This is a genomic window from Providencia sp. M-27, assembly GCF_011077905.1.
Taxonomy (GTDB): domain Bacteria; phylum Pseudomonadota; class Gammaproteobacteria; order Enterobacterales; family Enterobacteriaceae; genus Providencia; species Providencia huaxiensis.
This window is the reverse complement of sequence record NZ_JAALBT010000001.1, coordinates 179,871-194,187: the sequence shown is the minus strand read 5'-3', so window position 1 is coordinate 194,187 and position 14,317 is coordinate 179,871. Positions and strand designations below refer to the sequence as shown.

Below are 14,317 nucleotides of genomic sequence, written 5' to 3'. Positions count from 1 at the left end.
TTTAATAAATTTACTATCCATTTTTAAAATCAATTATCTAATCTTCTCGGTAATCTTTTAGCTACTTTATCCACAACCGCAAAGCTAAAATGAGAACTAAAAATTACGCTACATCACCCAGTAGCCATCCCACTCTGGCCCATAAAACAAGTCAATCAGAATTGGCGAGTATCCTAAATGACATTAAAAGCCATAAAGTTAAATATTCCCAACAGATAGAAGATAAATCAATTAACCCTCAATTTACCTGTAAATATTTAGGCGATTTTGAAATGCAGGCTATCCGAGCTTATCGGCAAGAAGAGAGGCGAATTTATCGTGAAAAATGTCAGAAAGCGTTTAAATTCAAAACCCATAATAGCCTATGCGGGGGAATGTTTTCTCTTGCTCAACAACTAGCTAATCGCAGTGGCGAAAATATTTTAGCTATTATTGATAACCCAGCAAATACATCTATCGTCAGGAAAAAGTTATTCCAACCACAAACTGGGTTATTAACCTATATCAGCGCTCTAGGTTACGCACTGTTTGGCTAAAAAAAACGGTAGATTTTCAATTTACTACCGTTTTTTATTTTTCATTGGCCTACCGTTATTTTCGCTTAACTAGCAAAACAATACTCACTATCAAAAATAGCAAGCTCGGTAAAACAGCAGCAATGATAGGGGGAACCGAATAGACTAAACTCCAGTTACCAAACCCTTGGTTAAGTACGTAGAAGAGGAACCCCCCCACGATACCTGAAATAACACGAACACCCATAGGAACGGTACGCAGTGGCCCAAAAATAAATGAAACTGCCATTAGCATCATGACGGCTGCGGATAATGGCGCGAGTATTTTTTTCCACATACTAAGCTCATAAACAGCAGCCACTTGGCCACTCTCTTTTAAATACGAGACATATTGATACAAGCCGCGAATGGATAGCGAGTCAGCATTCAGTGAAACTATTCCCAGTTTTTCTGGGGTCAGATTAGTTTTCCAATCTACTGTTAGTCGCTGTGAACCTGTGATTTTTTTCTCACTACTTAAAATTGACTCATCCACTTGAGATAACACCCAAAGTTGATTTGTTGAGTCGTATTCGCCATTTGCGGCAAACATAACTGACTTCAACTTACGTTGATCATCAAAGCGATAAACCGATACATCTTGAATCGAGGTCGCATTATTAATCCGCTGAATATGGATAAAGTCATTGGCATCTTTTGCCCACATCCCCTCATCTGTCACCACTAATGAGTTACCCACAATTTTTTCTGCACGATAGTTTCTTGCCCACTGCTCTCCCGCAGGCGCAATCCACTCACCGATAAACATCGCAACAATGACCAATGGAACAGCCGTTTTCATCACAGATAATGCAATTTGTAAACGGGTAAAGCCGGAAGCTTGCATGACCACCAGCTCACTACGTGAAGCCAGTGCGCCTAACCCCATTAGTGCTCCCAACAATGCCGCCATTGGGAAGAAAATATCAATATCTTTTGGGACAGTTAATAAGGTGAATACACCTGCACTCAATGCCGTGTAGTCGCCATCGCCCACTTTGCGAAGCTGCTCGACAAATTTAATGATCCCTGCCAGTGAAACGAGCAGAAATAGCGTCACTAAAATCGAATTTAAGATGGTTCGACCGATATACCTATCTAAAACACCAAACATCAGGCAACCCCTTTACTCAATTTAAGACGCATACGGCGCATTGGGACAGTATTCCACGCATTTAAAACTATCGCTAATATCAAATACCCCACATTTACCGCCCACATGGTATACCTTGGGTCGAGGTCGCCTTTATCGGCACTATTCCGCAATGTGCTCTGTAATAGAAAGAAAATAAGGTACAGCAGCATCGCAGGAAGCATACTCAACACCCGCCCCTGACGTGGGTTAACCTCGCTTAACGGCACAACCATCAAAGCCATGACAACAACAGAGAAAACAATCGTTAAACGCCAATGGAACTCCGCGTTTACTTCAGGCGTATTTTCAGACCACAGTTGCAACATATTTTTTTGCTCGACTCGGTCACTACGCGTTTCTGCAGTTTGGTGATCAACAATGGCTTGGTAATTAACAAAGTCAGTTATGCGAAAATCGCGCAGTAGCGCTGTTCCTTCATAACGAGTTCCTTCATTTAGAACAACGACTTGACGGCCATCAGGGTCTTCTTTCATATAACCGCTATCAGCTACCACAACAGAAGGTCGTTGTTCATTTGCAGCACGTAACTGAGCAAGAAAAACGTTCTTGAAGTTATTCCCTTTTACATCACCGATATACAGCACATAGTTGCCATCTTTAGTGGTTTTAAATTGCCCTTCCACCATGGCTGCTAGCCCAGGATTCGCTTTCGCATCCGCCAATACTTGCTCTTGATATTGAGATGACCATGGCAGCATCCATGTAATGTTAGCAACTGCGACCATCGCGGTAATCACCGCAAGGACTAACGCGGCTTTCACTAAAACACTTTTGCCTAAACCGCAGGCGTGCATTACCGTGATTTCACTTTCAGTATAAAGTTTACTGTAAGTCATCAAAAGCCCAAGGAATAGGCTCAAAGGCAAGATAAGCTGCGCCATTTCAGGCACACCTAACCCCAGCAAAGGAAGTACTAAGTTTGAAGGAATGTTACCCTGAACCGCTGCGCCAAGAATATCTATCGACTTCTGACTAAAAAAGATTAGCATCAATACAAAAAGTATGGCTAACTGACTTTTCAGGGTTTCCCGTACCAAATATCTAATAATGATCACGCTTATTACGCCTGTGAAAACTTGTCTTTTGGGAAGAAAATGGCTAAGTTCGTTCGATGTCTGCCATTTACTAACATATACTCTAGTTTATTGTATGGCTACAATGATATAAAAGCATTCTCTGTACTGATAGAAATATCAGAACATGCTTAATATTCGAGAAACCAGATATACCCGCCATACTTCATGGTGTATCGCAATTAACAGCATACAACGTGAGCTATTTCGCGTATAGATGGTTAGTTTAACATAAAGAGTTCATTCTCTATGAGGTAGATCATGCGAAACGCTAATTTTAGCGGGAGCATCGGCCTTTGTCTTTAAGATTCAGGAGAACGCATGGAGTTTAGTGTAAAAAGTGGTAGCCCGGAAAAACAACGCAGTGCGTGTATTGTTGTCGGAGTCTTTGAACCACGCCGTCTGTCCCCAATTGCTGAACAGCTGGACAAAATAAGTGACGGATATATCAGCGCCCTGCTGCGCCGCGGCGAACTTGAGGGTAAAGTGGGGCAATCCCTGCTACTCCATCATGTACCCAACGTTCTGTCTGAACGCATTCTACTTATCGGCTGTGGTAAAGAACGCGAATTAGATGAGCGCCAATTTAAACAAATTATTCAGAAAACAATCAGTACGTTGAATGAAACGGGCTCAATGGAAGCCGTCTGTTTCTTAACTGAATTACATGTCAAAGGCCGCAATAACTACTGGAAAGTTCGTCAAGCTGTCGAAACAGCGAAAGAATCGCTGTATGTGTTTGATCAACTGAAAAGTAATAAAACAGAACATCGCCGCCCACTGCGTAAACTGGTATTCAATGTACCAACACGCCGTGAATTAACCAGTGGTGAGCGTGCTATTTCTCACGGATTAGCTATTGCATCTGGGGTTAAAGCAGCGAAAGATTTAAGTAATATGCCGCCAAACATCTGTAATGCAGGTTATTTAGCGTCCCAAGCACGTCAATTAGCAGATATTTCAGACAGCAAACTCACCACTCGAGTCATTGGTGAAGAGCAAATGAAAGAGTTAGGAATGAACGCCTATCTCGCGGTGGGTCAAGGTTCACAAAATGAATCGCTAATGTCCATCATGGAATATAAAGGCAGTTCAGACCCTGAAAGTAAGCCAATCGTTTTACTTGGTAAAGGTCTAACCTTTGACTCTGGCGGTATTTCAATCAAGCCATCCGAAGGCATGGATGAAATGAAATACGATATGTGTGGTGCCGCAAGTGTGTATGGCGTCATGCGCTTTATCACTGAGTTGCAACTGCCAATCAACGTGATTGGGGTATTAGCTGGCTGTGAAAACATGCCAGGCGGTCGCGCTTATCGTCCGGGTGACATCCTAACGACGATGTCAGGGCAAACCGTTGAAGTCCTCAATACCGATGCCGAAGGCCGTTTAGTTCTGTGTGATGCTCTCACCTATATTGAACGTTTTGAGCCTGAGCTGGTTATCGATATCGCAACCTTAACAGGGGCTTGCGTGATTGCATTAGGTAGCCACTACACCGGTTTGATGTCAAACCATAACCCACTGGCTCACGAACTGTTAAATGCATCTGAGCAAGCGGGTGACCGTGCATGGCGTTTACCATTAGCCGATGAATATTTTGACCAAATCACACCGAACTTTGCGGATTTAGCCAATACAGGTGGTCGTCCTGCGGGGGCTATCACTGCAGGCTGTTTCCTATCTCGCTTTGCCACGAAATATAACTGGGCACACCTTGATATCGCAGGGACTGCTTGGCGTTCTGGCGCAGCGAAAGGGGCAACTGGTCGCCCTGTTTCCATGCTCGCACAGTTCTTATTGAACCGTGCCGGCCTTAATGGTGATGATTAATCCCATTTAGTGATTTAGCTGTATATCACTCGTAAAAATATCCCGATGAGCAATAGCGATTCGGGATATTATTTTTTGTTTTTTGATGCCCCAAGAAAGCCATTTTGAGCCAGCTATAAAAAAGGTTATAATTCAGCATAGAAATAATCTGGCTTTCAGTCACCAAAAGAACATAACCAACAACCCTGCAAATTGAAGGGTAGCTATTTACGCTATACCCTAAATAATTCAGTTTGTAGGTAGGCGGCAAGCGGTTGAGACCTTGGGAGCATACAAAAGTATGTGACTAAGGTGAAAACGTGTAGCCAACAACCCTGCAAATTGAAGTATGACGGGTAGACGGGTATATGAAAAAAGGTACATTTTACCAACTAGAACAAGCTTCACCGTATCCTGAGCTAGAAGCCCATGAATGGCTAGCTTGTGAGCTTGCGGCTCAGCTATGGCGCAGTGGAAAACGCGTTTTGATTGCTTGCGAAACACAACAACAAGCTGAAAAGATTGATGAAGCCCTGTGGCAACGCGACCCGCACCAGTTTGTCCCGCATAATCTGGCAGGTGAAGGGCCACGTTATGGTGCTCCGATTGAAATTTGTTGGCCAGCTAAACGGGGAAATACTCCTCGTGATGTTCTGATTAATTTACAAAATCAATTCGCAGATTTTGCCACGGCTTTCCATGAAGTGGTAGACTTCGTACCTATTGATGAAACTTTAAAACAGTTGGCGCGTGAACGGTATAAAACTTACCGTAGCGTCGGCTTCAATTTGACTATGGCGGCGCCGCCAACTTACTGAATACAAAAAGACAATGGAAAAGAAACCAGATAGCCCAATGAATGAGCCTTCGCTCGATAAAACGTATAACCCCGCTGAGATTGAGCAATCTCTGTATGCTCACTGGGAGAAAAGCGGTTATTTTAAACCTAATGGGGATACCACCCAAGACAGCTTCTGCGTCGTCATTCCACCACCGAATGTCACTGGTAGCCTGCACATGGGTCACGCCTTCCAGCAAACCATCATGGACACCATGATCCGCTACCAACGTATGCAAGGTAAAAACACCTTATGGCAAACGGGGACAGACCATGCGGGTATCGCAACTCAGATGGTCGTTGAGCGTAAAATCGCAGCAGAAGAAGGTAAAAACCGCCACGACTACGGCCGCGATGCATTCATTGACAAAATCTGGGAATGGAAAGCGGAATCTGGCGGTACCATTTCACAACAAATGCGTCGTTTAGGCGACTCTGTTGATTGGGAACGTGAACGTTTCACTATGGATGAAGGCTTATCTAAAGCCGTTAAAGAAGCGTTCGTTCGCCTTTACAAAGAAAACTTAATTTATCGTGGTAAGCGCTTAGTTAACTGGGACCCGAAACTGCACACGGCAATTTCTGACTTAGAAGTTGAAAACCGTGAAGTTAAAGGCTCTATGTGGCACCTGCGTTATCCATTAGCTGATGGCACAAAAACCGCTGAAGGTAAAGACTATTTAGTGGTCGCAACTACCCGCCCTGAAACCATGTTAGGGGATACCGGTGTCGCAGTTAACCCGGAAGATCCACGCTATAAAGATTTAATTGGCAAAGAAATTATTCTGCCAATTATCAATCGCCGTATTCCAATTGTGGGTGACGAACACGCCGACATGGAAAAAGGCACCGGTTGTGTGAAAATCACCCCTGCTCATGACTTTAATGACTATGAAGTCGGTAAACGCCATCAGTTAACCATGATTAACATGATGGACTTAGACGGTAACGTCCGTAATGAAGCGGAAGTTTTCGATACTAACGGTAACCCATCTACCGCATATAGCTGTGAAATTCCAGAAGCTTACCGCGGTATGGAACGTTTTGCGGCTCGTAAAGCTATCGTGGCAGAGTTCGAACAACTTGGCCTGTTAGTTGAAGTTAAACCGCATGACTTAACTGTGCCTTACGGTGACCGTGGCGGCGTGGTTATTGAACCAATGCTGACCGACCAATGGTATGTACGTACCGAGCCTTTAGCGCGTGATGCCATTAAAGCCGTTGAAGATGGCCGTATTCAATTCGTTCCACGCCAATATGAAAACATGTATTTCTCTTGGATGCGTGATATTCAAGACTGGTGTATTTCTCGCCAACTGTGGTGGGGCCATCGTATCCCTGCATGGTATGACGAGAAAGGCAATGTCTATGTGGGTCGCGATGAAGACGAAGTTCGTCGTGAAAACAATCTAAGTGCGGATATCGCTCTGCGCCAAGATGATGACGTACTGGATACCTGGTTCTCTTCCGGTCTGTGGACATTCTCTACCCTAGGCTGGCCAGAAAATACTGATGCACTGAAAACTTTCCATCCAACCGATGTATTGGTCAGTGGTTTCGATATTATTTTCTTCTGGATCGCCCGTATGATCATGATGACCATGCATTTCATCAAAGATGAAAACGGTGAGCCACAAGTGCCATTTAAAACCGTCTACATGACAGGCCTGATCCGTGACGAAGAAGGCCAAAAAATGTCAAAATCCAAAGGGAACGTTATCGACCCACTGGATATGATTGACGGTATTTCTCTGGAAGACTTACTTGAAAAACGTACTGGCAACATGATGCAGCCACAACTGGCTGAGAAAATTGCTAAACGTACCCGTAAAGAGTATCCAGAAGGGATCGAAGCCCACGGTACTGATGCTCTGCGCTTTACTTTAGCAGCACTCGCATCAACAGGCCGTGATATTAACTGGGATATGAAACGTCTGTCAGGCTACCGTAACTTCTGTAATAAATTATGGAATGCGAGCCGTTTCGTTCTGATGAATACGGAAGGCCAAGACTGCGGTCAAAACGGTGGCGAAATGAGCTTCTCATTGGCTGACCGCTGGATCATGGCGCAATTTAATCAGACCGTGAAAGCTTACCGTGAAGCGTTAGATACTCACCGTTATGATATCGCAGCGGGTATTTTATATGATTTCACATGGAATGAATTCTGTGACTGGTACTTAGAGCTGTCTAAGCCTGCTGTTCATAAAGGTAACGAAGCGCAAGTCCGTGCAGCGCGTTTCACCCTGATTGAAGTGCTAGAAGGTTTACTGCGCCTTGCTCACCCAATCATTCCGTTTATCACTGAAACCATCTGGCAGCGTGTGAAAGTGGTTAAAGGCATTGATGCCGATACCATTATGTTGCAAGCGTTCCCTGAGTTCGATGCGGCTAAAGTGGATGAACTTGCGCTGAGCGACCTTGAGTGGATCAAAGAAGCCATTATTGCTGTCCGTAATATTCGTGCGGAAATGAACATTTCTCCAGGTAAGCCACTGGATGTGATGCTGCGTGGTGCTTCCGCTGATGCAAAACGTCGTATCGAAGAAAACCAAAGCTTTATCAAATCAATGGCACGTTTAGAAAGCATCCGCGTACTGGCTGATGGTGAAGAAGCACCGGTTTCCGTCACTAAACTCGTTGGCGGTGCAGAGCTCCTTATCCCAATGGCTGGCTTAGTCGATAAAGACGCAGAACTGGCTCGTTTAGATAAAGAGCTGGAAAAAGTGGTGAAAGAAATCGAAACCATTGAAAGCAAGCTCGCTAACGAAGGTTTTGTGAGCCGCGCGCCTGCTGCCGTTGTTGAAAAAGAGCGTGAACGCTTAACTGCTAATATTGAAGCAAAAGCTAAAATTGAAGCGCAAAAAGTGACTATCGCCTCTTTATAATTATTAAGTAACTCATCATTTTTAAGCCCTTATCGATTCGTTGATAAGGGCTTTTTATTCGAGTATCATCAAACGACTGCGTTCGCAGTTCTCAGATTGAAGTTCCCTTCTGGTTCTCTCTACACTGAGTTGTACACAATAATAATCAAGAGTTTCACATGACAACACAAAACTACAAAATTCGTCTTATCGGACAACAAGATAACGCAGGCATTGCCGCAGTGATCCGCGAAGTTTCTGCTGAACATGGCTTAACCGCAGACAAAGGATTTGCCGTTGCAGACCCTATCTTAGATACCTTATTTGAAGTTTATAGCAAACCGCGCAGTGCTTACTGGGTGGTGGAAATGGATGGCGAAATTGTTGGCGGTGGCGGTGTTTCGCAAGTCGCAGGTGGTGATAGCCAAACAGCTGAGCTACAAAAAATGTACCTATCTTCTGTACTCAGAGGCAAAGGCCTAGCGAAGCAAATCGTGCAAATGTCACTGACGTTTGCTAAACAGCAAGGCTATACCCGCTGCTATTTAGAGACAACCAAAGAGCTCCAAGCGGCCATTAAGCTGTATGAAAAATTAGGTTTTGAATTTATTGATGAACCGTTAGGAAATACGGGTCATAGTGACTGTGAAATTCGCATGTTGAAAGCGCTATAGCTTTGCTATAAGTAAAATAGCGCCTCGAGAAGAGATGGCTTTAAGTTGGGCCTCCTACGATAAGGGGGCTATATTCTTTATTAATCCCCGAGCAGTTCCATTTGTTGGCCGAGTTCCTGATCGACTTTATCCTGATACCATAATAACGCCTGATGACCGTTTCATTATCCCCTACTGTATCAGTAAAATACTCCCTACCCCCAAAATGGTTATTCATTGTCTTCAAATCAGTGCTAATAAATACCACTAAATACGCTTAAGGTTAGAGGAATTCTAACCAAGCTCGATACCATATAAACCAACTTTGCTGATTTATATCCCTCCACAATTTGTGTATTTCTTTTGGAAATAGCCAATAACTAAACTCAATAATAATGTGAGGAACGTCACTTAACTAAAATTTTTCCCTTCCCCGCGACCAATGCGGCTGGTTGTTCAGTTTTTCCATGCTGTACTGAATAGACCAAATATCTGGGATAGTGATCTATCGATTTATCTCAATCATTTAATTGTTCAATACCTAATAATTAAGGAACAGAATGAATCTGCAATTCGCTAATTTCAAAAAAAACACATTGCTCTTACTCAGCACAGCCGTATTGACTTTAATTCCTATTACAGCAAATGCAACATGCCCTACAGGGCAAGAACAATATGACCGTTTAGATTTCATAGGTAAAGATGACACCGTTGTTTCAGTGGATCATAGGGGAGATATGAATGGCAAAGTTCCCGAAAATAGTCTGCTAGCGTTCCAAGGTTCATACAAGAAATGCAGGCACGCGATAGAAACGGATGTCAGACTTTCTAGTGACGGGGCTCTAATGGTTTTTCATGATGCTAATATTGGTCGTGTATTGGAAATGGATTACAACCCTGAAACAAATAGCGGCCCGAATCCCCCTATATCAAGTCTTACTCAACGTGAAATTCAATCAAAACAAATGCATTCTGTTAACTGGGATGCGACGAATCAATATGTACCAACGGTTGAAGAAGTTATCACAGATTACATAGCAAACAATGGTCAATCTCTTTTTTATTTTGATATTAAAGATGAAAAAGCAATTATTATGGTTGCGAAAGCGATTTCTGAAGAAGCTAAAACACATCCTGATGTTCTAAAGCGATTTATTGTCAAATTTGGTATGGAGCATGTGCCAACTTATGAAAAGTGGCAAGAACTGCTTATAAAGGAAGGCGCGAACTCCGCCGTTATGGCAAACCCTTATATTAGTCCCTGGGGAGCGGAAAAAATCAATAAAATGGATATACCTAACCCTCCAGGTGAACAATATGAGGACAATACCAGTCGAGCGGTTGCTTCTTGGGCTCGGCAACCCGCTAAATTGGTGCCAAATGTTGAGGTTGTGATTAAAAACTCAGATGATTTTATTACAACTACGAAGCGTCTTTCAGATCAAGGTATGTATGAAAAGCCAACTAGCTTAGAAAGTGATAACACTTTTAAAGGCTCAATGGCTCGAATGATCTCAATTATTAAAAGCAAACAAAAAGCACTAGGGTTATTTGTGCCCAATCCAGATTTCATTCAATGGAAAAGAGACAAAGTTACTCAAGGAGTAACCATTAAGAGCACTACGGATGGTCGGCAGTTAAATATTGAAAGTGCCTATATTCTTAATACTGGTAACTGTTGTTACACAATGGAAGAGCGATTAGGTCCTAACGAACAAAAAGATATCCGCATGAACCTAGCATGGGCCAGAAGTATTGGTGCAAATGTAATTACGGTTGATGACCCTGACTCCGTTGATACTTATTACAAAATGCAAGGCGAGTTGGATAAAGTCGCGATTCCAGTTACTGTAAAACCGTCAAAAGAGATGAACTCCGTCCTTTCTCGTCAACTTAATTTGCTAGACAATTTTCCAAAAGAAAACAGCATATTTATCAAGCCCTGGTTAGGTGAAGCAGCATGGGGCTGGGGAGGTGTAGTCTGTCTTTGGGATAACTTTGATGGCGATCATTATGCTTGGACCTATCGGTGCGATTATTCCAATGCGACAGCTGATGGTTATCATAAAGTATTTCATACAAAAGTGATTGAAAAGCATAAGTATTTTTCAGAAGCAGGCGCTGCTATTCAAATTTTTAATGAAAACTCAGAATACTGCCTAACCGTAGATAGAGATGCAAGAAGGCGACTGCTGTGGGAAAAAGGCTGTAAAACCGCGGAAGAGCAATCTCTATTTATTTTCGATAGAAACCATTTAATTCCTATTCAGTATTATCACTCAGAAACTGGGCGACAAATGGTTAGAAATATGAACGAAGGCATGTATGGGACTGATATGTATGGCTCTTTGGCAACTGGTAATTATGTAGAAGATGACACATGGGGACTGTGGGGGATATATAACAGTAGTAATTGATAGTAATATTAGGCCAGATAATTTGTCTGGCCTAATATTAATGCTCTAAAGTCACCGCCTGCACATGTGGGAGTTGTTTGAGTGCTATGTAAAACTCAGTTAACGTCATTTTTTGCCTGACATTCACTCTCAAGTTAACTTCAACACGCTCCTTTTTTAAATCCCGAATATTTAGACTGTCTATTATATTTTTGTTCGATTTCAGGTAGTCAATCATTAACTGCAAGCCATCCTCATCATTGAACAACATTCGGATATTTAATTTACCAAGTTTTTTGCTCTTTGCTTGATAGAGCAAGACTTGTGGGCTAATCCATATTGCAACAAAAAATAAGACCGTCACTGCGATAGCATGAATATAAAAACCATTTCCTGACGCTATACCAATCCCAGCTGAAGCCCACACAATTGCAGCGGTTGTTAAGCCTGAGATGGCATCATCGCTGCGGTGCATGATGACCCCTGCACCTAAAAAGCCAATCCCACTAATAATCTGCGCCGCTAGCCTCATGGGATCGCTACGTATATTGTCGGATATCCCTGCGTAGTATTCAGCGGATTGTATTGACACAATCGTTAACAGGCAGCTAGCAACAGAAATGATAACACATGTGGTAAAACCAACCGGTTTACCTTTTGCTTCCCTTTCTAAACCAAGGAGGCCGCCTAAGACAAAGGCGACCATCAACTTGATTAATGTAGGAGGGAAGATGCTTAACTGCTCATAAATATAGGTTAAGCCTTCCATTTACCTCTCTCCTCACTCCATTTATTTCTCAACAACAGCATCCACATTGTGATTATCTTGCTGCGTTGTTTTCTTTTTTGAAACATCATCTTTAAAGAAAATAAGGAAGAAGACTAATACAACGGCTGCAACTACTGTTGGGTAGTGCCAATAGGTAACCCATTGAGGCAGTGACGCGGCTCCTGTCTCTGTGACTGTATTGTTGAAAATATAACCACAGACAGTTGAAGCAAATAATAAGCCTGCACCATTAGAGACGATAAAGCGGATCCCTTGAGCCTGAGCTCGGATTTCTGGGCGCGCCTTTTTATCAACATAGATGTCGCCTGCAGTAAAGAAAAAGTCCCAACACAAACCTTGCAGTAACAGGCCGATGATAATGAACATCGTGCCAGTATCCATTGCTGCATAAGAGAAAAGGATTGTTCGGATAATCCAAGAGCCAATACCTAATGCTAATGTAATTTTAAACCCGAATTTTAACAGCACGAATGACAGCACAAACATGAAGACGATTTCACAGGCCACGCCAATCTGCATCATAGATGCTGCGTTATCGAACCCAAGCGCCTTAATGAATACCGGAATATAAGCGGAATAGGCTGTTTTTGGGATCATGAGCACAAAGATGCTAAACATGAGAATTGCGAAATAGCGGTCTTTAAATAAAGAAAGTGCATCAAGACATAGAATATCTCTAGGCTTAAATGGCTGGTCTTTTGCTTTCGGAGGCGTGTCCGGCAGTGTTAAACAGTATAGCGCTAGCACAACACCTGCACCCGCAGCAATATACCAAGTCATGGTACTACCAGAGAAGCCCATTTCACCCATGATGAATCCCACAACCATGAAACCGAAATTTCCAAACACTCGGATAACCGGGAACATTTTCACGCCGTTAATGTGCGAGAAAGTAATACTATTGGAGAGTGCTGTGGTAGGGTAAAACAGCAAACCGACGATAAAGATCAGTAACAAGGTCATTCCAACATTCTGTGTTTCCACAAATTGAGGCACCGTTAGCAACACACCTGCATTGATAATGTGAAGTACAGCCATAACCTTTTGTGATGAAAAGAATCTATCCGCAATCATTCCGATGAAGAGTGGTGACATGATAGTCGCCAGTCCCAGTAAAGCATAAGCATTACCAATGATGTTAGCCATTCCATAAGAACTCAATACCAGTCCCATCGTCATATTCCATGCGCCTTGCATGAAATATTGGACAAACATCATAATCAACAGCCTGGAAGTTATATTCACGCTCATAGTGATCTCCTTAGTTTGCTTCAACCGTGAGGCCGTCAGAAGCAACTAAAATGTTATGTTCAGCGCAAATACTTTCCAGATTTTCATGTAATAAACGCGCGCTGTGTGAGATATGGGAAACCAATGTTTTTGTCTTCGAGTGTATACAGCCTTGATCTTCCAGCTTCTGTTTGGCTGCAAACACGGTTTCCAAACTCATGTGATTGTCCGTTCTATCATCACCATTCAAGCCATAGGTACATTCTAAAACAACGATATCCAACGGCTTATCGACAAGCCAATTCCAAGTCAATTCAGGGAACCAACCGGAGTCATGTCCATAAAAAATACTCTTTCCACCTTTCTCTACATGATACACAAAACAATATTCCCACTTTGCATGATTAGCCAGCAAGGGGGTGATTTTATAGCCATTATGCTCAACGGTTTCATAGGGAACCATACAATGAAAGCCGAAGCGCTCTTTGCTGTAACCAGGTAAAACACTGATAGAGCCATTAATTGCTCTGTCGTTACCAAAAATGTGCAAAGGGTGACATATTTCGTAGCCATAACCTTCCATACGGCTATATAAATCGCCAACATTAAAGTGGTCAGGGTGAGTATGCGTAAAAAGAAGCGTTTCAATATCAGTCGCATCACGACCATCTCGCAATAACTGATGACTGAACGTCGGAGACATATCTACTAGCATAACATCATCAATGATAGCGGATGACTGGGTTCGAATATCTTTTCCGCCTAGCCGGCGTGCCTCTAAACAATGTTCACATCGACAAAATGGATTTGGGATACCTTCGGAAGCAGCTGTACCTAAAAAATGGATTTTCATAGTGAATTCCTTTTATTTGTAATTATCATGCTTATCTGCATTTGATACGTATCAATATATATAATTTAAGATAATCACAAAGCTTTTATAGTGAA

The 14,317-nt window shown here is 42.7% G+C and carries 11 protein-coding genes; 6 read left to right on the top strand and 5 right to left on the bottom strand.

What is annotated here, in order from left to right:
* Positions 1–89: 89 nt before the first annotated feature.
* On the top strand, positions 90–536 hold the full coding sequence (locus G6Q48_RS00930) for a hypothetical protein (protein WP_166264054.1): 447 nt from the start codon (positions 90–92) through the stop codon (positions 534–536).
* A 55-nt stretch (positions 537–591) separates the two neighbouring features.
* Here the strand turns inward: G6Q48_RS00930 and lptG are convergent, their stop codons facing one another.
* Positions 592–1,668: an LPS export ABC transporter permease LptG gene (gene lptG, locus G6Q48_RS00925; RefSeq protein ID WP_166264052.1), complete on the bottom strand. Its 1,077-nt coding sequence runs from the start codon at positions 1,666–1,668 to the stop codon at positions 592–594.
* Positions 1,668–2,765 (bottom strand): LPS export ABC transporter permease LptF, encoded by a 1,098-nt coding sequence (lptF, locus tag G6Q48_RS00920; RefSeq protein ID WP_102138168.1) that lies wholly within the window; start codon positions 2,763–2,765, stop codon positions 1,668–1,670. Before lptF ends, lptG begins: the two co-directional genes overlap by 1 nt.
* A gap of 339 nt (positions 2,766–3,104) precedes the next feature.
* On the opposite strand from lptF, the gene pepA reads away from it, so the two are divergent.
* From pepA to G6Q48_RS00895, 5 genes are all read left to right on the top strand, one after another.
* Positions 3,105–4,616 carry a leucyl aminopeptidase gene (gene pepA, locus G6Q48_RS00915; RefSeq protein WP_102138169.1) on the top strand — a complete coding sequence of 504 codons (1,512 nt, stop codon included), beginning with the start codon at positions 3,105–3,107 and terminating at the stop codon, positions 4,614–4,616.
* Positions 4,617–4,963: 347 nt separating this feature from the next.
* Positions 4,964–5,413 carry a DNA polymerase III subunit chi gene (locus G6Q48_RS00910; RefSeq protein WP_166264050.1) on the top strand — a complete coding sequence of 150 codons (450 nt, stop codon included), beginning with the start codon at positions 4,964–4,966 and terminating at the stop codon, positions 5,411–5,413.
* A gap of 37 nt (positions 5,414–5,450) precedes the next feature.
* A complete protein-coding gene (locus G6Q48_RS00905) occupies positions 5,451–8,321 on the top strand; it encodes a valine--tRNA ligase (protein ID WP_207393005.1) in 2,871 nt (956 codons plus the stop codon).
* Between the two features lie 158 nt (positions 8,322–8,479).
* Positions 8,480–8,974 carry a GNAT family N-acetyltransferase gene (locus tag G6Q48_RS00900; RefSeq protein ID WP_166264046.1) on the top strand — a complete coding sequence of 165 codons (495 nt, stop codon included), beginning with the start codon at positions 8,480–8,482 and terminating at the stop codon, positions 8,972–8,974.
* Positions 8,975–9,513: 539 nt separating this feature from the next.
* A complete protein-coding gene (locus G6Q48_RS00895) occupies positions 9,514–11,370 on the top strand; it encodes a glycerophosphodiester phosphodiesterase family protein (protein WP_166264044.1) in 1,857 nt (618 codons plus the stop codon).
* Positions 11,371–11,407: 37 nt separating this feature from the next.
* On the opposite strand, the gene G6Q48_RS00890 is transcribed toward G6Q48_RS00895, so the two are convergent.
* Genes G6Q48_RS00890 through G6Q48_RS00880 form a run of 3 tightly spaced genes read right to left on the bottom strand, consistent with a single transcriptional unit; the run spans position 11,408 to position 14,222 of the window.
* Positions 11,408–12,118 carry an MgtC/SapB family protein gene (locus G6Q48_RS00890; RefSeq protein WP_166264042.1) on the bottom strand — a complete coding sequence of 237 codons (711 nt, stop codon included), beginning with the start codon at positions 12,116–12,118 and terminating at the stop codon, positions 11,408–11,410.
* A 21-nt stretch (positions 12,119–12,139) separates the two neighbouring features.
* Positions 12,140–13,390, bottom strand: a complete 1,251-nt coding sequence (locus tag G6Q48_RS00885; RefSeq protein ID WP_102138173.1) for an MFS transporter — start codon at positions 13,388–13,390, stop codon at positions 12,140–12,142.
* A gap of 10 nt (positions 13,391–13,400) precedes the next feature.
* Complete coding sequence (locus tag G6Q48_RS00880; protein ID WP_102138174.1) at positions 13,401–14,222, bottom strand: MBL fold metallo-hydrolase; 822 nt, start codon at positions 14,220–14,222, stop codon at positions 13,401–13,403.
* Positions 14,223–14,317 lie beyond the last annotated feature (95 nt).

Coding starts and splice junctions, on each gene's coding strand:
- lptG (WP_166264052.1), bottom strand. CDS start 1,668: ATGTTTGGTGTTTTAGATAGGTATATCGGTCGAACCATCTTAAATTCG.
- G6Q48_RS00905 (WP_207393005.1), top strand. CDS start 5,451: ATGAATGAGCCTTCGCTCGATAAAACGTATAACCCCGCTGAGATTGAG.
- G6Q48_RS00895 (WP_166264044.1), top strand. CDS start 9,514: ATGAATCTGCAATTCGCTAATTTCAAAAAAAACACATTGCTCTTACTC.
- pepA (WP_102138169.1), top strand. CDS start 3,105: ATGGAGTTTAGTGTAAAAAGTGGTAGCCCGGAAAAACAACGCAGTGCG.
- G6Q48_RS00880 (WP_102138174.1), bottom strand. CDS start 14,222: ATGAAAATCCATTTTTTAGGTACAGCTGCTTCCGAAGGTATCCCAAAT.
- G6Q48_RS00890 (WP_166264042.1), bottom strand. CDS start 12,118: ATGGAAGGCTTAACCTATATTTATGAGCAGTTAAGCATCTTCCCTCCT.
- G6Q48_RS00885 (WP_102138173.1), bottom strand. CDS start 13,390: ATGAGCGTGAATATAACTTCCAGGCTGTTGATTATGATGTTTGTCCAA.
- G6Q48_RS00930 (WP_166264054.1), top strand. CDS start 90: ATGAGAACTAAAAATTACGCTACATCACCCAGTAGCCATCCCACTCTG.
- G6Q48_RS00900 (WP_166264046.1), top strand. CDS start 8,480: ATGACAACACAAAACTACAAAATTCGTCTTATCGGACAACAAGATAAC.
- G6Q48_RS00910 (WP_166264050.1), top strand. CDS start 4,964: ATGAAAAAAGGTACATTTTACCAACTAGAACAAGCTTCACCGTATCCT.